The sequence below is a fragment of the Agrococcus sp. DT81.2 genome, from assembly GCF_049844935.1.
Taxonomy (GTDB): domain Bacteria; phylum Actinomycetota; class Actinomycetes; order Actinomycetales; family Microbacteriaceae; genus Agrococcus.
This window is the reverse complement of the sequence record NZ_JBNCLZ010000005.1, coordinates 25,134-46,549: the sequence shown is the minus strand read 5'-3', so window position 1 is coordinate 46,549 and position 21,416 is coordinate 25,134. Positions and strand designations below refer to the sequence as shown.

At 71.9% G+C, this 21,416-nt stretch carries 17 protein-coding genes; 11 read left to right on the top strand and 6 right to left on the bottom strand.

Annotation, left to right across the window (positions count from 1 at the left end):
• The first annotated feature begins 22 nt into the window (after positions 1-22).
• From pyrH to ACLQ21_RS10640, 6 genes are read left to right on the top strand one after another with little or no spacing between them, the layout of a single operon-like run.
• Positions 23-736, top strand: a complete 714-nt coding sequence (gene pyrH / locus ACLQ21_RS10665; protein WP_425663511.1) for a UMP kinase — start codon at positions 23-25, stop codon at positions 734-736.
• Positions 737-780: 44 nt separating this feature from the next.
• Positions 781-1,335, top strand: a complete 555-nt coding sequence (gene frr / locus ACLQ21_RS10660) for a ribosome recycling factor (protein WP_425663509.1) — start codon at positions 781-783, stop codon at positions 1,333-1,335.
• Positions 1,336-1,357: 22 nt separating this feature from the next.
• On the top strand, positions 1,358-2,287 hold the full coding sequence (locus ACLQ21_RS10655) for a phosphatidate cytidylyltransferase (RefSeq protein WP_425663508.1): 930 nt from the start codon (positions 1,358-1,360) through the stop codon (positions 2,285-2,287).
• Between the two features lie 14 nt (positions 2,288-2,301).
• The gene (locus ACLQ21_RS10650) at positions 2,302-2,862 is read left to right on the top strand and encodes a DivIVA domain-containing protein (RefSeq protein ID WP_425663506.1); all 561 of its coding nucleotides are present in this window, start codon (positions 2,302-2,304) and stop codon (positions 2,860-2,862) included.
• A gap of 52 nt (positions 2,863-2,914) precedes the next feature.
• Positions 2,915-3,607 carry a transglycosylase SLT domain-containing protein gene (locus ACLQ21_RS10645; RefSeq protein ID WP_425663504.1) on the top strand — a complete coding sequence of 231 codons (693 nt, stop codon included), beginning with the start codon at positions 2,915-2,917 and terminating at the stop codon, positions 3,605-3,607.
• A gap of 1 nt (position 3,608) precedes the next feature.
• Positions 3,609-3,893, top strand: a complete 285-nt coding sequence (locus ACLQ21_RS10640; protein ID WP_425663502.1) for a hypothetical protein — start codon at positions 3,609-3,611, stop codon at positions 3,891-3,893.
• A 13-nt stretch (positions 3,894-3,906) separates the two neighbouring features.
• Here the strand turns inward: ACLQ21_RS10640 and ACLQ21_RS10635 are convergent, their stop codons facing one another.
• Positions 3,907-4,974: an AI-2E family transporter gene (locus ACLQ21_RS10635; protein ID WP_425663500.1), complete on the bottom strand. Its 1,068-nt coding sequence runs from the start codon at positions 4,972-4,974 to the stop codon at positions 3,907-3,909.
• A 186-nt stretch (positions 4,975-5,160) separates the two neighbouring features.
• Between ACLQ21_RS10635 and ACLQ21_RS10630 the strand changes: the two genes are divergently transcribed.
• The 3 genes from ACLQ21_RS10630 (at position 5,161) to ACLQ21_RS10620 (ending at position 9,706) form a co-directional block, all read left to right on the top strand.
• A complete protein-coding gene (locus ACLQ21_RS10630; RefSeq protein WP_425663498.1) occupies positions 5,161-7,053 on the top strand; it encodes a hypothetical protein in 1,893 nt (630 codons plus the stop codon).
• Positions 7,054-7,983 carry a tetratricopeptide repeat protein gene (locus ACLQ21_RS10625; RefSeq protein ID WP_425663496.1) on the top strand — a complete coding sequence of 310 codons (930 nt, stop codon included), beginning with the start codon at positions 7,054-7,056 and terminating at the stop codon, positions 7,981-7,983.
• A gap of 643 nt (positions 7,984-8,626) precedes the next feature.
• Complete coding sequence (locus tag ACLQ21_RS10620; protein WP_425663495.1) at positions 8,627-9,706, top strand: ScyD/ScyE family protein; 1,080 nt, start codon at positions 8,627-8,629, stop codon at positions 9,704-9,706.
• A 120-nt stretch (positions 9,707-9,826) separates the two neighbouring features.
• Here the strand turns inward: ACLQ21_RS10620 and glgB are convergent, their stop codons facing one another.
• Together glgB and ACLQ21_RS10610 are read right to left on the bottom strand one after the other, a co-directional pair.
• Entirely contained in the window at positions 9,827-12,013 is a 2,187-nt protein-coding gene (gene glgB, locus ACLQ21_RS10615; protein WP_425663493.1) for a 1,4-alpha-glucan branching protein GlgB, read from the bottom strand.
• Positions 12,010-14,001, bottom strand: a complete 1,992-nt coding sequence (locus ACLQ21_RS10610; protein ID WP_425663906.1) for an alpha-1,4-glucan--maltose-1-phosphate maltosyltransferase — start codon at positions 13,999-14,001, stop codon at positions 12,010-12,012. Before ACLQ21_RS10610 ends, glgB begins: the two co-directional genes overlap by 4 nt.
• A 76-nt stretch (positions 14,002-14,077) precedes the next feature.
• Here ACLQ21_RS10610 and glgP point away from each other — a divergent pair, with 76 nt between their 5' ends.
• Entirely contained in the window at positions 14,078-16,615 is a 2,538-nt protein-coding gene (gene glgP / locus ACLQ21_RS10605) for an alpha-glucan family phosphorylase (RefSeq protein ID WP_425663491.1), read from the top strand.
• A 22-nt stretch (positions 16,616-16,637) separates the two neighbouring features.
• Here glgP and glgX read toward each other — a convergent pair whose 3' ends face one another.
• Complete coding sequence (gene glgX / locus ACLQ21_RS10600) at positions 16,638-18,758, bottom strand: glycogen debranching protein GlgX (protein ID WP_425663490.1); 2,121 nt, start codon at positions 18,756-18,758, stop codon at positions 16,638-16,640.
• A 19-nt stretch (positions 18,759-18,777) separates the two neighbouring features.
• On the opposite strand from glgX, the gene ACLQ21_RS10595 reads away from it, so the two are divergent.
• A complete protein-coding gene (locus ACLQ21_RS10595) occupies positions 18,778-19,929 on the top strand; it encodes a cysteine desulfurase family protein (protein ID WP_425663488.1) in 1,152 nt (383 codons plus the stop codon).
• A 22-nt stretch (positions 19,930-19,951) separates the two neighbouring features.
• Here ACLQ21_RS10595 and ACLQ21_RS10590 read toward each other — a convergent pair whose 3' ends face one another.
• Both ACLQ21_RS10590 and ACLQ21_RS10585 read right to left on the bottom strand, forming a co-directional pair.
• Complete coding sequence (locus ACLQ21_RS10590) at positions 19,952-20,548, bottom strand: hypothetical protein (protein ID WP_425663486.1); 597 nt, start codon at positions 20,546-20,548, stop codon at positions 19,952-19,954.
• A complete protein-coding gene (locus tag ACLQ21_RS10585; protein ID WP_425663484.1) occupies positions 20,545-21,345 on the bottom strand; it encodes a glycosyltransferase family 2 protein in 801 nt (266 codons plus the stop codon). The genes ACLQ21_RS10590 and ACLQ21_RS10585 overlap by 4 nt, the downstream gene beginning before the upstream one ends.
• Between the last annotated feature and the right edge of the window lie 71 nt (positions 21,346-21,416).

Below are 21,416 nucleotides of genomic sequence, written 5' to 3'. Positions count from 1 at the left end.
TGACCCCCCAGGAGGACGCCCGATGACAGCACAGCCGCGACGCCGAGTCCTCCTGAAGCTCTCGGGCGAGGCCTTCGGAGCCGGCAGCCTCGGCGTGAACCCCGATGTGGTCGCGTCGATCGCGCGGCAGATCGCGGATGCGGCGGAGACGGTCGAGATCGCGATCGTCGTCGGTGGCGGGAACTTCTTCCGCGGCGCCGAGCTGAGCCAGCGCGGCATGGAGCGCGGTCGCGCCGACTACATGGGCATGCTCGGCACCGTCATGAACGCGCTCGCCCTGCAGGACTTCCTCGAGCAGGCGGGGGCCGAGACCCGGGTGCAGTCGGCGATCCAGATGACGCAGGTCGCGGAGCCCTACATCCCGCGCCGCGCGGAGCGGCACCTCGAGAAGGGCCGCGTCGTCATCTTCGGCGCCGGCGCGGGCCTGCCCTACTTCTCCACCGACACCGTCGCTGCGCAGCGCGCGCTCGAGATCACCGCAGACCAGGTGCTCGTCGCGAAGAACGGCGTCGACGGCGTCTACTCGGCAGACCCCAACGAGGACCCGAGCGCGACCCGCTTCGACGAGATCACCTACCAGGACGCGCTCGTGCGCGGGCTCAAGGTCGTCGACTCGACCGCCTTCAGCCTCTGCATGGACAATCGGATGCCCATGCGCGTGTTCGGCATGCAGGGCGACCGCGCGCTCGAGCGCGCGATCCTGGGCGAGCCGGTCGGCACGCTCGTGCGCGCCTGACGCCCGCCCCACGCAATACACTCAGCAGTGACGGAAGGAACCACGTGATCAGCGACGTTCTGGCTTCGGCCAAGGAGAAGATGGCCCAGTCGATCGAGGTCGCCAAGGCCGACTTCCAGACGGTCAGCGCCGGCAGGGCGAACCCCGCCCTCTTCCAGAAGCTGCTCGTCGACTACTACGGCTCGCCGACGCCGATGGTGCAGCTCGCCGGCTTCCAGCAGCCCGACGCCCGCACCCTCGTGATCACGCCGTTCGACAAGAGCGCGCTCAAGGAGATCGAGCGCGCGATCGTGTCCGCCCCGCACCTCAACGTCGACCCCTCGAACGACGGCACGATCATCCGCATCGTCATGCCGGAGCTCACCGAGGACCGTCGCCGCGACTACGTGAAGATCGTCAAGGACAAGGCCGAGCAGGCTCGCGTCGCGATCCGCAACGTGCGGCGCCAGGCGATGACGGATCTCGACAAGCTGACGGGCGAGGTCGGCGACGACGAGATCGCCCGCGCCGGCAAGGAGCTCGAGGCCGCAACGAAGCAGGCCGTCGACGGCATCGACGACGCACTGAAGAAGAAGGAGTCCGAGCTCCTCGAGGTCTGATCGAGGAGTCGGGAGGCGACGGATGCGACGCGAGCATCGGAGCCCCGCCGAGATCGAGGCGCAGATCCAGGCCCAGATCCACGCCGCGCGGGACCAGATCGAGGCGACCCGCGCGCGCGTGAACAAGCGCACGGGTCGTGACCTGGCGGCGGCGACCGGCATCGCGATCGTGCTCGGCGTCGTGCTGCTCGCGAGCCTGCTGTGGGTGAAGGCCCTGTTCATGGCGTTCGCGACCGTGCTCGTCGGCTTCGCCCTCTACGAGCTGGCGAGCGCTCTCCGCTTCGCCGGCCGCGACGTGCCGCGCATCCCGCTCGTCCTGCTCGGCAGCGCCATCCTGCCCATCACGTGGTTCGCCGGCGCGGCGGGCATGTGGTGGTCGACGCTCGGCGCGATCGTGGCTGTCGCGCTCGCGCGAGTGCTCGAGCTCGCCGACCGCCGGACCCGCACCGGCGCCCGCTCGGTGATGGCCGACATCGCCGGGGGAGCGCTCTGCATCGCGTACGTCGCCGTGCTCGGCGGGTTCGCGGTGCTGCTCACCGTGCAGCCGGGCGGCGAGTGGTGGACCCTCGCGATGATCATCATGACCACGGTCATCGATACGGGCGCCCTGGCAGCGGGCGTGCTGCTGGGCCGCCACAAGCTCGCTCCCCGCATCAGTCCCGGCAAGACCTGGGAGGGGCTCGCCGGCGGCGCCCTGCTCGCGACCGTCACCGGCATCGGCCTCTCGGTGTGGATGCTGCAGCAGCCGTGGTGGTTCGGCTTCATCCTCGCTGTGCTGCTCGTCGCGGCCGCGACGGTCGGCGACCTGGCCGAGTCCATCATCAAGCGCGACCTCGGCATCAAGGACATCGGCTCGTTCCTGCCGGGGCACGGCGGCTTCCTCGACCGGCTCGACTCCATCCTCCCCAGCGCGGTCGTCATGATGGCGCTGTTCCAGGTCGTGCACGCCTGATCGGAGGCGCTGGCATGATGGAGACGATGAGCACGTTCCCGAGGGCCAAGCGGTCGCAGCCCGGATACGACATCGAGCAGGTCGAGGACTTCCTCGAGGATGCTCGACGCGCGTACGCGACCGACGCCCGCGCGGCGACGGCGATCGACAGCTCGGCGATCCGGCGGATGAGTTTCACGATGCAGAAGGGCGGCTACTCGCCCGCCCACGTGGACGCAGCGCTCGAGCGGCTCGAGGAGGCGTTCGCCCGTCGTGAGCACGAGCGAGGCGTCATCGAGCACGGCGAGGAGACCTGGTACGCCAGGGTGCGGGAGCGCGCGCAGCAGACGCTCGAGACGCTCAAGCGCCCCGACGGGGAGCGCTTCCGCCGAGTGAGCCGCATCTCGCGCGGCTACCGCATTGCCGAGGTCGACCGCTTCGCGGCGAAGATCGCCGACTACCTCGAGGACGGTCCCGACATGACGGCGCGAGAGGTGCGGACGGTGCAGTTCGACGCCCAGTTCGGCGGCTACGACGAGGATGAGGTCGACGCGCTGCTCGACACCGTCGTGAGCCTCATGCTGGCGGTGCGCTGAGCTGCTCCCGGCCGCGCCGCCGCGGTCACGACCTAGGCGTCGTTACCGTTTCGTGATAACGTCGACCCTCGTGTTCACCAGGCCCCGCTCCGCTTCCGCGCGCCCGACGCGCACGCGCGGCGTGCTGTCCGGGATCTCGCTCGTCGCCGCGGCGGGCTTCGTGCTCGTCTCCGTCGCCGCGAGCCCGAGCACCGAGGTGATGGCCGAGTCCGCCTCGCTGCCGAGCGAGCAGCGCCCCGGCCAGGCCGTCGACACCGTCACCGGCGAGCAGGCATCGCTCATCCGCGACACGATCGTCGTGCACACGCCGACGCCCACGCCGACCCCGACGCCCGAGCCGGCTCCGGTCGCGGCGGCGCCCGCTGCCGCTCCTGCCGCTCCGGCGGCCGCGAGCGCGCCGCGCCCGCCCTCGATCGCCATCCCGGCCGTCGCGGCACCCGACCCGGGCAGCGCCCAGGCGGCCGCGCGCCAGATGGTGCTCGCCCGCGGCTGGGGCGAAGACCAGTACTCCTGCCTGTACAACCTGTGGCAGAAGGAGTCGAACTGGAACGTCTACGCGCAGAACCGCTCCAGCGGCGCGTACGGCATCCCCCAGTCGCTGCCCGGATCCAAGATGGCGACCGCGGGCGCCGACTGGCAGACCAACCCGGTCACGCAGATCAGCTGGGGCCTCGGCTACATCTCGGGCCGCTACGGCACCCCGTGCGGTGCGTGGGGCCACTCGCAGTCGGTCGGCTGGTACTGAGGTGGCCGCGCGGCGGCCCAAGCGTCGCGCGCAGCCGTACGTGCCGCTCGACGTCGACCGCTTGATGCTCGGCGTCGCGCGGGTCGAGCAGCGCGCTGGGGCCGAGTGGCACGTGCAGCCGATCTCGGCGCGCGCCGCGACGAAGGACTACGTGTGCCCCGGGTGTGGCGGCACGGTGCCGCCCGGCATCGCGCACGTCGTGGTGTGGCGAGCCGACTCGATCTTCGGCGACCGGGCGATCGAGGATCGCCGCCACTGGCACACGGGCTGCTGGCGCGCCCGCTGATCGCGCTGGGACGCTATCTCGCGTCCTGCCGTGGGATCACGACTTCCTTCAGGATCAGCTGGATCGCGGCCGCGATCGGGATGGCGACGAGGGCGCCGAGGATCCCGAGCAGCGTGCCGCCGATGAGCGCTGCGAGCACGACCACGACGCCGGGGACCTTGACGGCGCGGTTCATGATCTGCGGGCTGATGACGTACGCCTCGAGCTGCATGTAGATGACGTACCAGATCGCGACCGGCAGGGCCGCTTGCGGACCGTCGAGGAGGAGCACGAGCAGAGAGATGATGACGGATGCCGAGATCGTGCCGACGAGCGGGATCGTCGATGCGATGAGCGCCATGAATGCGTAGACGCCTGCGAGCTCGGAGCCGACGATCGACAGCACGATGAACGAGAGCACGCCGTTCAGCACGCCGAGCGCTCCCTGACCGAGCACGAAGCGTCCCACCGAGCGCATGATCTGCTCGGCGATCTCGATGAACTTCGGTCGCGACGAGGCCGGCACGAGCCGGTACATGCCCGACTTCAGCGCCGGCATCGAGCCGGTGAAGTACAGCATCAGCACGACGACGATGAGCAGGCCACCGACGGCGAACACCACCTGCACGGCGCCACCGACGATGCCCGCAGCGATGTCGGCCACCCACGGCGGCAGGCTCGACCAGGTGTTGAAGTCGCTCAGCGCGCCGCCCAGCTGCTCGAGGGTGCCGTCGACATCGAGCTGCGGGAAGGTGTCCCGCACCCAGTCGAGCACGCTCTCGAAGGCGCCGCCCTCGATCTCCGCGACGATCGACTGCACGAGGATCGTGAACTGGGCGACGATCGTCGGGACGATGAGCCAGGTGGCGCCGACGGCGACACCGAGGATGGCCACGAAGATCAGCAGCACCGCCGCCCAGCGGGGCACGCCGCGGCGGATGAGGAACTGGATGACCGGCTCCACACCGAGCGCGAGGAAGATGCCGGCGAAGGCCCAGACGAGCACGGTGCTGATCTGCTGCACGGCGACGCCGATGGCGATGGCGAGCAGCACGCCGAGGCCGCCGACGAGGCCGAGCTGGAACCCGTTCCGGATCTTCACGTCGCCATCCTAGGCTCGGGTCGATGTGCCGCCCCGCCACCCGGCCCGAGAGGTAGGGTTGGCATGCGCCCGGCCTGCCGGTACCCTGGAGGCTTGCCCGCTCAGCCGTCCCTTCTGGACGGCACGCCGCGACCGGCGGCGAGCGTCGAAAGGACCCACTGACTCGTGCGATACATCCTCGCGGCCGTGAGCCTCGTGATCTCGCTCGTGCTGCTCGGACTCGGCATCGGCCAGCGCACCATCTGGGCGCCGCCCGAGACCATCGTCTCGCAGCTCGAGGAGGCGACCGACGCACAGATCCTGGTCATCCCCGGGACGACCATGAACGCGCATGACGGACGCCAGTCCGTCGTGATCCGCGGCGAAGGGCCCATCACTGCCGTCGTCGGGCGCGAGCACGACGTCGCCGGCTGGGTCGGGGAGTCGGCGCACGCGATCGCCGCGATCGGCGAGGACGACGCGCTCTCGCTCGACGAGCAGGACGGCAGCGCCGACGCCCTGCCGTCGCTCGCGGGCAGCGACATGTGGATCGAGGAGCACGCCGGCGACGGCGAGGTGCGCTTCTCGATCGATCTCCCGGTCGGGTACGCGATCGCGATCGCCGGCGAGCCGGGCACTGCGGCACCCGCAGACGTCCGCGTCGAGTGGCCGTTCGACGCGAAGACGCCACTGTTCGGGCCGCTCGTGACCGCTGGGCTCGTGTTCCTCGCGCTCGCGCTGCTCTTCTTCCTGCTCGCGCTCCGCAGCCACCGCCGCAAGCGCGGGCCGCAGCGGCGCTCGCACCGCGAGCTGAGCCGGGCGGAGCGCCGCGCGCTCGCTCGCGAGGCCCGAGCCGGCGCCGCTCCGACGGGCCGCGCGGCGCTGCCCGCGGCCGGGCAGGACGCCGTGGAGGCGCCGGGGGCGGTCGCAGTGGACGCACCGGACGCATCCCCGCAGCACGACACCGACACGCACGGCGACCAGGACCCTGCGGCCGACGCGCCGACGGACCGCTCGCGCGGCACCGCCGAGCGCACCGCCCGGCCCATCCGGCGCCGCTTCGGCCTGCTCGCGCTGCCCGTCGTCGCCGTCGTCGCCCTCACCGGGTGCGGCCCGCAGTACTGGCCGGGCGACCCCACGACTCCGGCCGCGACCGAGGCGCCCGCGCCGACGTCGCTCGAGGACACGCTGCCGCCGGTCGCGCTCACCGAGAACCAGTTCGAGCGGGTCCTCGAGGACACGCGCACGGTCGTCGGCGAGGCCGACGCCGCGCTGGACGCCGAGCTCGCTGCCGCACGCCTGCAGGCTCCGCTGCTCGACGCGCGCGCCACGAACTACCGGGTCAGGTCGTTGAACGGCGAGCTGCCCGCCATGATCGGTGTGCCGGACGGCGAGGTGCAGCTGCTGCTGCCGCAGCAGACCGAGGTGTGGCCGCGCACGGTGATGGCGGTCGTGGGCTGGGAGGACCCTGCGCGTGCGCAGTCGGCGCTGGTCTTCGAGCAGTCGGATGCTCGTGAGAACTACCGCCTGATGTACCAGACCACGCTCGCGTCGGGCGTGCAGCTCCCCGCGGTCGCGAGCACCACGATCGGCGCGGCGAGCCTCCCGGGCAACACCCCGCTGCTGCTCCACCAGCCCGACCAGATCGCGAGCGCCTACGCGAGCGTGCTGCTCAACGGCGACGAGTCGGAGTACGCGGCGTGGTTCGAGGAGGAGGGCGATGCGCTCCGCGAGGCGCTGGGCCGGCCGGCCAAGGACCAGCTGCGACAGCAGCCGGAGTTCGAGCTCTCCAACCTCGAGTGGTCGGCAGCCGGGGACCCGGCGCCCGAGCAGCTCCTCGTGAGCAACGACGGCGGTGCGCTGCTCGCGACCTCGTTCACCGAGACGCAGCGCACGACGCCCCGCGAGGAGGGCGTCGAGATCAGCGCGGCCGACGCCACCGGGCTGCTCGCGGGCGTCGAGAAGTCCACGACCGGCATCGACGCCACCTATCAGATCCAGGTGCTGTTCGCGGTGCCGCCGGCCGACGCCCCCGAGGGCACGCGCATCCGCGTCGTCGGCTACAGCCAGGCACTGCTGGACGCGAAGGAAGTGGGATAAATGACGAACACGCATCTCCCGTCGTCGCTCGGCGGCGCCGTCGACCTGTCGGCGCTCGCCGCCCGGCGCGACCAGGCGGCCGCTGCGCCGGCGGAGCGCCCGGCTGGCGCGCCCGGCGTCATCGTCGACATCGGCGACGCCGACTTCGGCCAGATCGTCGAGCTCTCGAGCAGCGTCCCGGTCATCATCGACATCTGGGCCGAGTGGTGCGGGCCGTGCAAGCAGCTCTCCCCGGTGCTCGAGCGCCTGATCGAGGGCTACGGCGGGCGGCTGGTGCTCGCGAAGGTCGACGCCGACCGCAACCCGCAGCTCGTGCAGGCGTTCAACGCGCAGTCGATCCCGACGGTCGCAGCGGTGATCGGCGGGCGACCGGCGCCGCTGTTCACCGGTGCGCTGCCGGAGGAGCAGGTCAAGGACGTGCTCGAGCAGGTGCTGGCCTTCGCCGAGCAGCAGGGCATCACCGGCCGGATCCCCGTCGGAGGCGATGCGGCGGAGCAGGAGCCGCAGCCCGAGCCGCTGCCGCCGCTGCACCAGGAGGCGTACGACGCCATCGACGCGGGCGACCTCGACTCCGCGATCGCCGCGTTCGAGAAGGCGATCGCGCAGAACCCGCGCGACAGCGACGCGATCGCCGGCCTCGCGCAGGTCCGGCTGCTCGCGCGGCTCCGAGGCCACAGCGCCGACGACATCCGTGCTGCCGCTGCCACGCAGCCGCACGACGTCGAGGCGCAGCTGCTCGCCGCCGACCTCGACCTCTCCGGCGGCCACGTCGAGGACGCGTTCCTGCGCCTGCTCGACCTCATGGCCGCGTTGACGGGCGACGAGAAGCAGAACGTGCGGCTGCGGCTGCTCGACCACTTCGAGATCGTTGGGCTCGATGACCCGCGCGTGCACGCCGCGCGGAAGCGGCTGACGACGCTGCTCTACTAGCGGGCGGCGTCCGGCTCGCCGCGGCGCCGAGTGGCGCCCGAGCTCGCCCCTCGCGGTGCTTGGGGTTCCGAGTGGTCATCCCGGTAGGTGAGTGGTCACTCGCGCGCGTGAGCGGTCAGTCCGGCGCGTGAGCGGTCAGTCCGGGATGTGAGCGGTCAGTTCCGAAGGTGAGCGGTCAGTACGAGATGTGTTGGTTGGCTCCCGCGTCGACGCGACCGCTCGAGCGCGGGAGTGACCGTTCGAGCGCGGGAGTGACCGCTCGAGCGCGGGAGTGACCACTCGAGCGCGGAAGTGACCACTCGAGCGCGGGAGTGACCGCTCGAGCGCGGGAGTGACCGCTCGAGCGCGGGAGTGACCACTCGCCGCTCTGGCGCGGGAGGGCGTCACGGCGCCGGGTGCGAGCCGGTCACTTCCGGCTCGCGGAGCTCGACGTCGTCGGGTGCAGCAGGTTCCGCCCGGCGATGTCCTCCACGGATGGGGCTCTTGACCTCGCTGCGAGGTGCGAGGAACGTGTTGCCCGGTCGCGATGACGACGGGGCACGCGGCGGTGTTCCGAGATGTCGTGGCGGCCTCCCCGCGCCGGTCGCACGACGAGTGACAGTTGGCGAGCGTCCGGTCCGACAACGGTCGACCGGAGGAACTCATGAAGACCAGAAGGACGCTGTTCGCGGCTGCCGCGATCGCAGCGCTGACAACATCGACGCTGCTCGTCCCTGCAGCGGCAAGCGGCACCGCGCCATCCGGAGGGCACGGCTCGAACGGCGGCCGACCCGTCGTGTCGATGATCGCTTCGGGGCTGCAGGGCACCATCGGCAGCACCATCGGCCCTGACGGCGCGCTCTACGTCGTGGAGGGCCAGCTGGGCCAGGTCACGCGAGTCAATGTGCGGACCGGCGCGACCTCGGCGTATGCGACGGGGTTGCCTGTGCCGAATGCGCCAGCCGGCGGAGCCATCGACGTGGCGTTCGTGGGACGCACCGCGTATGTCCTCGTCACGACGGTGGGCGATGACGTCCCGGGCGACACGACCAACGACGTCAACGGCATCTATCGAGTGGATGACTCCGACAGCTTCACGATCATCGCCGACCTCGGTGACTGGTCGGCAGAGAACCCGCCGCCCCCTGCGATCGACTACTTCCTCGCGCGCGGCGTGCAGTATGCGATGGAGCCGATCTGGGGCGGCTTCCTGGTCACCGATGGCCACCACAACCGGGTCCTGAAGGTGTCGATGTCGGGGGAGATCACCCAGGTCGAGCAGTTCGACAACATCGTGCCGACCGGCATCACGGCGTTGGGGCCGTTGGTGTTCATGGCGGAAGCGGGCCCAGTGCCGCACGACCCGGCGACGGGCAAGGTGGTCGCCTTCGGGCTGTGGGACCCGGAGCCCAGGGATGTCGCTGTCGGCTACAGCCTCATCACCGATGTCGCACTGAGCAGGTGTGGACTGTTCGCGGTCTCGCAAGGGGACTCACCGGGTGCTGTCCCGGAGGGTTCACCGGCACTGGCTGACAGCGGTGAGCTGCTGAGGGTAGAGCACGATGGCACGTTCTCGGTCGTCGCCGAGGGACTCGACCTCCCGACGTCGGTCGCGCTCAAGCGGGACAACGCCTACGTGGTGACGCTCAACGGCGAGGTCTGGAAGGTCGCGCACGTCTCGAGCGCCGGCCTGCAGGGCCGAGGAGCAGGCTGCTTCGGCCCCGGCCACTTCGGCGACTGGTGACGAGCGTTCGCAGCTCCACAACGAGGGGTCGTGCCGGGCGGCACGACCCCTCGTTCTCGCGCGGAGGGCGTCGGCTGCGATCCCAGCGGTGTCGGCTGGCGCTGCTGCTCGCCAGCCGGACTACACCGCCGACTCGAGCGGCGGGAGGTCGCGCGACGCCTTCGGACGCAGGATCAGTCCGGCGAGCGGCGGGATCGTCACGGTCGCCGACGCTGGGCGGCCGCCCCACGCGTCCGTCGTCGCGTGCACCGTGCCGAGGTTGCCGACGCCGGAGCCGCCGAACTCGACCGCGTCGGAGTTGACGACCTCCTCCCACTCGCCGGCGAACGGCAGGCCCATCCGGTAGCCCTCGATCGGCCGGCCGGAGAAGTTGAGGATCGCGGCGACGGGGTCGCCGTTCGCACCCCAGCGCAGGAACGCGATGACGTTGTCGGACGAGTTGCCGCCGTCGATCCACTCGAACCCGCCGGGCTCGTTGTCGCGCAGCCACAGCGCCTCCGTGTCGCGGTAGACGCGGTTGAGCTGCGACACGAGCGACATGAGCCCGCGGTGGACGGGCTGGTCGAGGATCCACCAGTCGAGCCCGCGCGCCTCGCTCCACTCGCTCGGCTGCCCGAACTCCTGCCCCATGAACAGCAGCTGCTTGCCGGGGTGCGCCCACATGAACGTCAGGTAGGCGCGCACCGAGGCGAGCTTCTGCCACTGGTCGCCGGGCATCTTGCTCAGCAGCGAGCCCTTGCCGTGCACGACCTCGTCGTGGCTGATCGGCAGCAGGAACTGCTCGCTGAACGCGTACAGGAACGAGAACGTGATCTCGCCGTGGTGGTGCGAGCGGTACATCGGGTCGACCGACATGTACTGGAGCGTGTCGTGCATCCAGCCCATGTTCCACTTCATGCCGAAGCCGAGGCCGCCGGCGCTCGTGGGCTTCGTCACGCCTGGCCACGACGTGGATTCCTCGGCGATCATGATGATGCCGGGGCAGCGGCGGTAGACGGTCGCGTTGACCTCCTGCAGCAGCGCGATCGCCTCGAGGTGCTCGCGCCCGCCGTGCACGTTCGGCAGCCACTCGCCGTCCTTGCGGGAGTAGTCGAGGTAGAGCATCGATGCGACCGCGTCGACGCGCAGGCCGTCGATGTGGAACTCCTCCATCCAGTACACGGCGTTCGCGACCAGGAAGTTCTTCACCTCCGGGCGGCCGAAGTCGAACACGTGCGTGCCCCAGTCGGGCTGATCGCCGCGGCGCGGATCGGGGTGCTCGTAGAGCGGGCGGCCGTCGAAGCGCGCGAGCGCCCACTCGTCCTTGGGGAAGTGGCCTGGCACCCAGTCCATGATCACGCCGTAGCCGGCGCGGTGCAGCCGGTCGATGAGGTAGCGCAGGTCGTCGGGGTGGCCGAAGCGGCTCGTCGGTGCGAAGTACCCGGTCACCTGGTAGCCCCACGAGCCGCCGAACGGGTGCTCGGCGAGCGGCATGAACTCCACGTGCGTGAAGCCGGTCTCCTCGAGGTGCTCGATGAGCGCGTCCGCCATCTCGCGGTAGCCGAGCCCCGGCCGCCACGAGCCGAAGTGCAGCTCGTAGGTCGACATGGGGGAGTTGTGCACGTCGCGCGCGGCGCGCGAGCGCATCCAGTCGTCGTCGCTCCACGCGAAGCGGCTCGAGCCGATCTTCGACGCGGTCGCCGGGGGCACCTCGGTGTAGCGGGCCATGGGGTCGGCGCGCGTCACCCAGCCGTGGTCCGTGAGGATCTCGTACTTGTAGGCGCTGTGCTCGAGGTCGCCGGGCACGAACAGCTCCCAGACGCCGCTCGCGCCCATCGTGCGCATCGGATGCGAGCGCCCGACCCAGCCGTTGAAGTCGCCGATGATGCGCACGGCGCGGGCGTTGGGCGCCCAGACGGCGAACGCGGCGCCCGCGACGCCCTCGTGCTCGCGCAGCCGCGAGCCGAGCACCTTCCACGCCTGCTCGTGCCGGCCCTCGCGCCACAGGTGCAGGTCGAGCTCGCCGAGCGTCGGGGTGAAGCGGTACGGGTCATCCGCGACCCACGACTCGCCGTCGGCGTAGGACGTCCGCAGCCGGTACGGCCGCACGGGTCCCGTCATGACGGCCTCCCAGAGGCCGTGCCCGACGTGCTCCATCGGGGTGACGGCATCCGTCCCGTCGACGCCGACGACCTCCACGGCCGACGCGAGGTGGCGGACGGCGCGCACGATGTGCCCGGATCCGTCCGGATGCGCCCCGAGCAGGTCGTGCGGGGCCGGGTGCGCCCCATCGGCGAGCTGGCGGATGGTCGATTCGTCGAGCATCATGCCGCCGATCGTCGCACATGCAGCACGTGCGCCGGCTCGACGAACGCGTCGAGGCGCACGAAGTTGTGGTCGCTCCACGTCCACGTCTCGCCGCTGATGAGGTCGTGGACCTCGAACGACTCGCCCGGGCGGAGCCCGAGCTTCGTCAGGTCGAGGTGCACCGTCGTCTGGCGCGCGGAGTGCGGGTCGACGTTCGCGACCACGATGATCGTGTCGCTTTCGCCCGACTCGGTGAACTGCCCGTCGACGTGCTTCGAGTAGACGAGGATCGCGTCGTCGTCGGACCAGTGCACGTCGAGGGCCCACAGCTGGCGGATCGCGGGGTGCTCCTTGCGGATCTGGTTGAGCCTCGCGATGTAGGGCGCGATCGTCGTGCCGTTCCGCGCCGCCTGCTCCCAGTCGCGCGGCCGGTACTCGTACTTCTCGTTGTCGATCGCCTCCTCGGCGCCGGGGCGAGCGACGTCCTCGATGAGCTCGTAGCCCGCGTACATGCCCCAGGTGGGCACGGCGGTCGAGGCGATCGCGGCGCGCACCTTGAACGCCGGCACGCCGCCGAACTGCAGGTACTCGGTGAGGATGTCGGGCGTGTTCACCCAGAACGCTGGCTTGAACCACGCGGCCTGCGGCCCGGTCACCTCCTGCAGGTACTCCTCGAGCTCGGCCTTGGTGTTGCGCCACGCGAAGTACGTGTACGACTGCTGGAAGCCGACCTTGCCGAGCGCCTGCATCATCGCCGGCCGGGTGAACGCCTCGGCGAGGAAGACGACGTCGGGGTGCGCCGCGTTGACGTCGCGGATGACGCGCTCCCAGAACCACAGCGGCTTCGTGTGCGGGTTGTCGACGCGGAAGATCTGCACGCCGCAGCCGACCCACAGCTCGATGATCCGCAGCACCTCGGCGACGATCCCGTGCGGGTCGTTGTCGAAGTTGACCGGGTAGATGTCCTGGTACTTCTTCGGCGGGTTCTCGGCGAACGCGATCGAGCCGTCCGGCAGCGTCGTGAACCACTCGGGGTGCTCGGTGACCCAGGGGTGGTCGGGGGCTGCCTGCAGCGCGAGGTCCATGGCCACCTCGAGCCCCGCATCCGCGGCCTTCGCGACGAAGGCGCGGAAGTCGTCGATCGTGCCGAGGTCGGGGTGGATCGTGTCGTGCCCGCCGTGGCGCGATCCGATCGCCCACGGGCTGCCGGGGTCGCCGGGCTGCGGCGTGAGGGAGTTGTTCGGGCCCTTGCGGTTGACCTCGCCGATCGGGTGCACGGGCGGCAGGTAGAGCACGTCGAAGCCCATCGCCTGCACGCCGGGCAGTCGCGCAGCCGCCGTCTCGAACGTGCCGGAGGTCCAGGTGCCGTCCTCCGCGCGCACGGCACCCTCAGAGCGGGGGAAGAACTCGTACCAGGCGCCGACGGCGGCCCTCGAGCGCTCGACGCGCAGTCGCAGGGTCTCGGATGCGGTCACGAGCGACCGCGGGCGGTTGCGGTCCATCGCCGCGAGGACGTCGGGGTCGTTGACGGCCGCCCAGCGCCGCAGCGCGGGCGTCTCGGTGCGGGTGAGCGCCTGCGACGCGCCGGCGAGCATGGTCGCGTCGGGTCCCTTCGCCTGACGGGCGGCGCGAGCCAGCAGCTCGGCGCCCATCGTGGCCATGAGCTCGACGTCGATGCCCGCGGCGATCTTGATCTCGGCGTTGTGGTGCCAGGTCGCCCACTCGTCGGCCCACGCCTCGACCTGCCATCGCCACATGCCCTGCTCGTCGACCTGGGCGAGCGCGCGATAGGTGTCGAAGCCGTCGTGGAGCGGCTCCATCGGGACGCGCCGCTTCACCCCGGAGGGTGAGCGGAGCACGAGGGTCACGCCGATCCGGTCGTGCCCCTCCCGGAAGGCGACGGCCTGGAACGGCACCACGTCACCCACCACCGCCTTCGCGGGGAATCGGTTGCCCGGCTGCTGCGGGGCAAGGTCGAGCACCGGGATACGGCCGGTCAGGACATCCATCTGCTTCGCCACGCGCACCAACCTAGCGAGCCAGCCTGCGGAGCGGCGAGGAACCGCGCCACTAGGCTCTGTCCACGTGAGAGCGATCCGCAAGTTCACCGTCCGCACCTCCCTCCCGACGCGCCTCGGCAGGCTCGAGGCGCTCGCCTCGAACCTGCGCTGGTCCTGGCACGAGCCGACCCGCGAGCTCTTCCGCGAGATCTCGCTCGACGGCTGGCGCGCCACGGGCCATGACCCCGTGCAGCTGCTCGGCTGGGTCGGCACCGACCGCCTGCAGCAGCTCGCCGCCGACGACGCCTTCGTCGCGCGCGTCGACGCGCTCGCCGACGACCTCGACGACTACCTGTCGCAGGCGCGCTGGTACCAGTCGCTCGAGGAGGTGCCCGAATCGATCGCGTACTTCTCGCCGGAGTTCGGCATCACGAGCGCGCTGCCGCAGTACTCCGGCGGCCTCGGCATCCTCGCCGGCGACCACCTCAAGGCGGCGAGCGACCTCGGCGTGCCGATCGTCGGCGTGGGCCTCTTCTACCAGTCCGGCTACTTCAAGCAGGCGATCTCCCGCGAGGGCTGGCAGCAGGAGTCGTACCCGGTGCTCGACCCGGACGGCCTTCCGCTGACGATCCTGCGCAACCCGGACGGGCTGCACGCCACCGTCGCCCTCGCGCTCCCCGGCGGGCGCACGCTGCACGCGCGCATCTGGGTCGCGACGATCGGCCGCGTGCCGCTGCTGCTGCTCGACACGAACATCCACGAGAACGACCCGGACCTGCGGAGCGTCGCCGAGCGCCTCTACGGCGGCGGCGGCGAGCTGCGCCTGCAGCAGGAGCTGCTGCTCGGCATCGGCGGCGTGCGCGCCCTCGCCGTCTACAGCGAGCTCACCGGCGCGCCGCAGCCGGCCGTCTTCCACTCGAACGAGGGCCACGCCGGCTTCCTCGGCATCGAGCGCATCTCGCGACTGACCGCTGCGGGGCTCTCGTTCGACGAGGCGCTCCAGCTCGTGCGGGCGGGCACCGTCTTCACGACGCACACGCCCGTGCCCGCCGGCATCGACCGCTTCGACGTCGAGCTCGTGCGCCGCCACCTCACCAACGAGCTCCTGCCGGGCATCGACGTCGACCGCGTGCTCGCCCTGGGCCGCGAGTCCGACCCGACGATCTTCAACATGGCGCAGCTGGGCTTCTCGATCGCGCAGCGCGCCAACGGCGTCTCGAAGCTGCACGGCAAGGTCTCGCGCTCGATGTTCCAGTCGCGCTGGCCCGGGTTCGACGTCCAGGACGTGCCGATCACATCGGTCACGAACGGCGTGCACGCGCCCACCTGGACCTCGCCGGCGCTCAAGCACCTCGCGGAGCGCGAGCTCGGCACGCTCGACACCGCGCGCTGCGACTGGGCCTCGGATGCCGTCTCGGACGAGACGCTGTGGGCCGTCCGGCGCGAGATGCGCCAGCACCTCGTCGACGAGGCGCGCGACCGCACGCGCCGCAAGCACGAGCGCAACGACGGCGTCGCACCCGCATGGATCGACAGCATGCTCGACCCGGACGTGCTGACGATCGGCTTCGCCCGCCGCGTGCCGACCTACAAGCGGCTCACGCTCATGCTCCACGACCGCGACCGGCTGCGGGCGATCCTCACGAACCCGGAGCGACCGGTGCAGCTCGTGATCGCGGGCAAGTCGCACCCGGCCGACGAGCAGGGTAAGGCGCTCATCCAGGAGCTCGTGCGCTTCACGCTCGAGCCGGAGGTGCGCGGCCGCATCGTGTTCCTCGAGAACTACGACATCTCGATGGCGAAGTCGCTCTACCCGGGCTGCGACGTCTGGCTCAACAACCCGCTCCGGCCGCTCGAGGCGTGCGGCACGAGCGGCATGAAGGCCGCGCTCAACGGCTCGCTCAACCTGTCGATCCTCGACGGCTGGTGGGAGGAGTACTTCGACGGCAAGAACGGCTGGGCGATCCCGTCGGCGCACGAGCACATGGATGCCGCGCAGCGCGACGCGTTCGAGGCGAACGCGCTGTACGAGCTCATCGAGCACCAGGTGGCGCCGCGCTTCTACGACCGCGACGAGCAGGGCATGCCCACCGCCTGGATCGCCTCCATCCGCCACACGCTCGCGACCCTCAGCCCCGAGCTGTCGGCCGAGCGCATGCTCGCCGAGTACGTCGACCGCCTGTACGCGCCCGCCGCGAAGGCGGCGGCCACGGCAGCGGCCGACGACGCGCGCGGCGCTCGCGAGTTCGCCGCGTGGACCCAGCGGATGCGCGACGCGTTCGGCGGCGTGGATGTGCGGCACGTCGAGGTCGAGGGTGTGGACACGCCCCCGACCATCGGCGACGAGGTGCGCGTCCGTGCGTTCGTGGCCCTCGGCTCGCTCACGCCGGAGGATGTCGCCGTCGAGGTGATCGCCGGCACCGTCTCGGAGGACGGCGAGCTGCGGCACTCGCGCAGGTTCCGGCTCGACGCGGCCGGCAGCGACGGCGATGCCACCCGCTTCGAGTCGGCGATCGCGCTCGATCGGGCCGGCACGTTCGGCTACACCGTGCGCGTCGTGCCGAAGCACTCGATGCTGGCGTCCGACGCGGAGCTCGGCCTGGTGGCCTACCCGCGCGGCTGACCCGCGCGGCCGACCCGCGGGATCAGCGGGGCGAGGGCGGCGACGGGGGTGTGCGCAGGCGCACCACCGTCGCCGTCGGCGCACCGGCCGCGGGCATCCCGCGCACCGCGTACACGCGCATGCTCATGGCGGTCATGAAGACCTCGTCGCCCGGCGCGACCCGCTCGTCGCCGATGCCGTCGGCGGCGGAGTCCCACAGCAGTTCGAGCGCCGTCGCGCCGTCAGGCCCGGGGGTCGTCACGAGCGTGTCGCGCGGCGAGCCGTGGAAGATGACGAGCACGCGCGAGTACTGGTCCTCGATCGTCGACTCCGCGAGCATCTGCATCGAGCGGTCGTGGGAGTGGTCCCAGTCGTCGATCGTCATCCGCATGCCAGCGGCATTGAACCAGTCGAGGCGGGACGAGCCGGCCACCCGCTGGTCGCCCTGCCCGAACTCGAGCGGCCGAAGCGCGGGGTGCTCGCGACGCAGCTGCAGCAGCCTGCGCGTCTGCTCGAGGAACGCATCCTGCCACTCGCGTCGATCCCACCGCATCCACGTCAGCGCGGAGTCCTGGCAGTAGGCGTTGTTGTTGCCGCGCTGCGAGCGGCCGAACTCGTCGCCCATCGTGAGCATCGGCACGCCGGCGGAGACGAGCAGCGTGCCGAGCACGTTCCGCATCGACTTGCGACGATCGAGCTGGATGGCGACATCCTCCGTCCGGCCCTCGACGCCGTGGTTGTACGAGCGGTTCTCGTCGGCGCCGTCGCGGTTGTCCTCGCCGTTCGCCTCGTTGTGCTTGCGGTCGTAGCGCGTGAGGTCGGTGAGCGTGAAGCCGTCGTGGGCCGTGACGAAGTTGATGCTCTGCAGCGGCCCGCGCTCGGTGGCGATGAGCCCTTCCGAGCCGGAGACGGCGTGCGCGAGCGGGCCGACCCCGGTGGCGCCGTCGCCGCCGTGGCGGAAGGAGCGGTAGTCGCTCAGCCAGAACTGCCGCACGGTGTCGCGGTAGCGGTCGTTCCACTCTCCGAAGCCGTCGGGGAAGCGGCCCGTCTGCCAGCCGTCGGGCCCCAGGTCCCACGGCTCGGCGATCATGGTCGCGTCGGCGAGCCTCGGGTCGGTGAGGATGCGCCGCAGCAGCGGGTGCTGCGCGTCGAAGGCACCGTCTGCGCCGCGGCCGAGCACGGGGGCGAGATCGAACCGGAAGCCGTCGATCTGCAGCTCGTGGTGCCAGTAGCGCAGCGAGTCGAGCACGAGCTCCTGCGCGGCCGGGACCGAGAAGTCGACGGTGTTGCCGCACCCGGTGTAGTCGACGTACTGCCCGTCGGCGCCGACCCGGTAGTAGGAGGCATTGTCGATCAGGCGCAGGCTCGACGGCGGACCGCCGGCGCCCTCCTCGGAGGTGTGGTTGTAGACGACGTCGAGGAACACCTGCATGCCGGCCTCGTGCAGCAGCCGCACCATGCCCTTCACCTCGCGCAGCACGCCGCCGGTGCCGTCGAACTGCGCGGCGCGGGAGGCGTACGCCCCGTGCGGCGCGAACCAGTTGAGCGTGTTGTAGCCCCAGTAGTTGACGCGTCCCTGCTGGATGAGGCGCTGCTCCGAGACGAACAGGTGGATCGGCAGCAGTTGCACGGTCGTGACACCGAGGTCGCGCAGGTAGGCGATCGTGGAGGGATGCGCGAGGCCCGCGTACGTGCCGCGCAGCTCCCTGGGCATGTGCGGGCTGAGCTTCGTGAGTCCCTTCACGTGCGCCTCGTAAATCACCTGCCGGTCCATCGGCACGTGGGGACGGGCGACGCCGCCCCAGTCGAAGCCGGGATCGACCACGGTCGCGCGGTACTGGCCGTGCGGCGTGCGGACGATGCCGCGCGCGTGGGGCGGCACGGCGTTGCGCTCCGGATCGAAGGCGTGGCCCGGTCCGCGCGGCCCGTCGACGCCGATCGCATGGGGCGTGCCGAGCTCGAGCAGCGGCGTGTCGATCGTGAAGTCCTCGCCGTCGCGACGCATCGGCAGCGAGTGCAGCAGCCAGTCGGGGTCGTCGCGGTCGAAGATGCGCAGCTCCATCGCCGTCGCGTGCCGCGACCAGACGGTCAGGCTGTGGCCGGTGCCATCGGGCCCGCTGCGGGTGCGGTGGATGCCTCGCGCTCGTTCCTCCGACTCCACCACGCGCTCTAATGTATGGGAGATGCGCCTGAGCGATGACCGGTCCTCAGAGCCGCGGCTCTTCGATCACGCCGCGGCGACCCTGATGCGCGACTCCGTGCGACGGGCGATGGCGGAAGCGGAGCCGCTCGCGAACCCCGCGTCGACGCATCGGGCGGGGCAGCGGGCGCGGGCCGTGCTCGAGGACGCCCGCGAGCGGCTCGCGGCGACGCTCGGCGCGCATCCGACCGAGGTCGTCTACACGTCCGGCGGTACGGAGTCGATCAACCTCGCGCTCAAGGGCGCGTGGTGGGCGGCGCGCGACGCGGGTGCGAGCACGGCGCTCGTCGTGCCCGTCGCCGAGCACCACGCGACGCTCGACGCGGTCGAGTGGCTCGAGCGCCAGGGGGCGACGGTGCGCTGGGTGGGCGTCGACGGGAGTGCGGTGACCGACGTCGACGCGTTCGCCGCGGCGCTCGCGGGCGGCGCTGCGGTCGCGACGATGCTCGTGGCGAGCAACGAGCTGGGCTCCGCGCAGCCGGTGGAGGAGGCGGCGGTCGCGTCGGCGCGCGCGGGCGTGCCGCTGCACCTCGACGCCGTCGGCGCGTTCGGGCACGTGCCGCTGCGATTCGCCGACACCGGGGCGGCGCTCATGAGCGTCGCGAGCCACAAGCTGGGCGGGCCGCACGGCATCGGGGCGCTCGTCGTGCGGCGCGACGCGCGGCTCGAGGCGCTGCACCACGGCGGCGGCCAGCAGCGCGGGCTGCGCTCCGGCACGCAGGACGCGCTCGGGGCGTCGCTGTTCGCGCTCGCCGCCGAGGAGGCGGTCGCCGAGCTCGAGACGGAAGCGGCGCGACTGCGAGCGCTGACCGACCGCATCCTGCGGCTCGCCGCGTCGCTGCGCGGCGTGCGGGTGCTGGCGGCGGACGACCGGCTGCCCCACATCGCCCACGTGGTGGTGGAGGGCGCTGAGGGCGAGTCGCTGCAGTTCCTGCTCGACGAGGCGGGCTTCGCGGTCTCGAACGGCTCCGCGTGCTCCGCGGGCGTCGCGCGCGAGTCGCACGTGGTGCGGGCCTGCGGCGTCACGGGTGTCGCGCCGCTGCGGCTCTCGCTCGGACGCACGACGACGGAGGCCGACGTCGACGCGCTGCTGCGCGCGCTGCCCGACGCGGTCGCCCGGGCCCGCGCGCTCTGAACGGCCCGCGCGCTCTGAGCGGTCAGCGCAGCGGAGCCGCGTCGAGGAGCCGCTCGCGGGCGGTCACCCGCTCGGCGAGCAGCGCCGCGAGCAGCGCACCCGCGCCGTCGGCCGCGAGGTCGATGAGCGTGTCCGCGTAGCCGACGCCGATCTCGGGCGAGAACCACGCGTGGCCCGCCCACTCGCCGAGCTCCCACAGCAGCCCGAGCAGCACGACGGCGCTCACGGTGTGCAGGGCGCGGGCGGCGGCCGCCCGCCGCGAGGTCGTGACCGGCAGCAGGCCGAGCCGGAGCAGCACGGTCCGGGCGAGCAGGGCGAGCACGGCGCCCGTGGCCAGGTGCGCCGTCGTGTCGAGGCCGGGCACGACCTGGTACGCGCCTGTGACGGCGAGCCACGCGGAGGCGAGCACCACGAGCTGCCCGGCGATGTCGAGCGCGGCGGGCGCGCGCACGAAGCGCAGCGCCATGGTGCCGCCGAGGGTGAGGAGCATCGCGGCGGCGGACGGGCCGCCGGCGACCGCGCCGGCGAGCGGCACGGATGCGGCGGCGGCGAGTCGGAGCGCATCGCCCGGGAGCCAGCGCCCCTGGCCGGCCAGCCAGGACTGGAGGTCGCCGCTCACGGCCGCGCTCGCGTGAGGTCGGGGCCGCCGACGCGCAGCACCCAGCGGCGGCCGGCGGAACCGCCCGTGGCCCATCCCCGGCGGAACGTGCGCATCGCGACGCGGATGCGCCCACGCGCCGCCGCGCGGCTGCGGAACATCCTTCCCTCGACCCCCACGCGCAGCGAGGGGTCGAAGCGGATCCGCGCGCGCGGGCCGAGGTGCATCGTGAGGTCGAGGTCGTCGTGCACCGCGGGGTCGGCGCGCTCGACGCGCGCCGAAACCGCCTCCCACGCCGCCCGGCGCAGCGCCATGTTCGATCCCCACAGCGGCACGTTCGCGATCGCCGCCCCACCCCCGACGAACGTGCCGAGCGCGTAGGCGGCGCTCGCGACAGCCGTCCAGCGCTTCGGCAGGTCGTGGAAGCGGCCCGGCCCCGTGAGGCCGACGAGCGAGGGGTCGTCCTCGAAGGCGGTGCGGATGCGCTCCACCCAGTCGTCGGGGACGACCGAGTCGGCATCGCAGCGGGCGATGATCTCGCCGCGGGCCTCGTCGTAGCCGCGCGCGGCCGCCGCCGGGATGCCGCGCGTGGGTTCGGCCACCACGCGCGCGCCCGCCGCGCGGGCGACGGCAGCAGAGTCGTCGACGCTGCCGTTGTCGACGACGACGACCTCGAGCGGAGGCTCGGTCTGGGCGGCGAGGTGCTCGAGGCAGCGGCGCAGCGCCGGCGCGTCGTCGAGCACCGGGATCACGACCGACACGCGCTCGCGACCCCCCGCGCTCGCGCCACCTGTGCTCGCCTCATCCGGAGCCCTCACACGCCCAGGGTGCCACGGCCTCCCGAGGGATGGCTGAGGCTCGCTAGCCTTGATGGCGGAACGAACGGGGA

Coding starts and splice junctions, on each gene's coding strand:
- pyrH (WP_425663511.1), top strand. CDS start 23: ATGACAGCACAGCCGCGACGCCGAGTCCTCCTGAAGCTCTCGGGCGAG.
- ACLQ21_RS10655 (WP_425663508.1), top strand. CDS start 1,358: ATGCGACGCGAGCATCGGAGCCCCGCCGAGATCGAGGCGCAGATCCAG.
- ACLQ21_RS10650 (WP_425663506.1), top strand. CDS start 2,302: ATGATGGAGACGATGAGCACGTTCCCGAGGGCCAAGCGGTCGCAGCCC.
- ACLQ21_RS10625 (WP_425663496.1), top strand. CDS start 7,054: ATGACGAACACGCATCTCCCGTCGTCGCTCGGCGGCGCCGTCGACCTG.
- ACLQ21_RS10620 (WP_425663495.1), top strand. CDS start 8,627: ATGAAGACCAGAAGGACGCTGTTCGCGGCTGCCGCGATCGCAGCGCTG.
- glgB (WP_425663493.1), bottom strand. CDS start 12,013: ATGATGCTCGACGAATCGACCATCCGCCAGCTCGCCGATGGGGCGCAC.
- ACLQ21_RS10610 (WP_425663906.1), bottom strand. CDS start 14,001: ATGGATGTCCTGACCGGCCGTATCCCGGTGCTCGACCTTGCCCCGCAG.
- ACLQ21_RS10595 (WP_425663488.1), top strand. CDS start 18,778: ATGCGCCTGAGCGATGACCGGTCCTCAGAGCCGCGGCTCTTCGATCAC.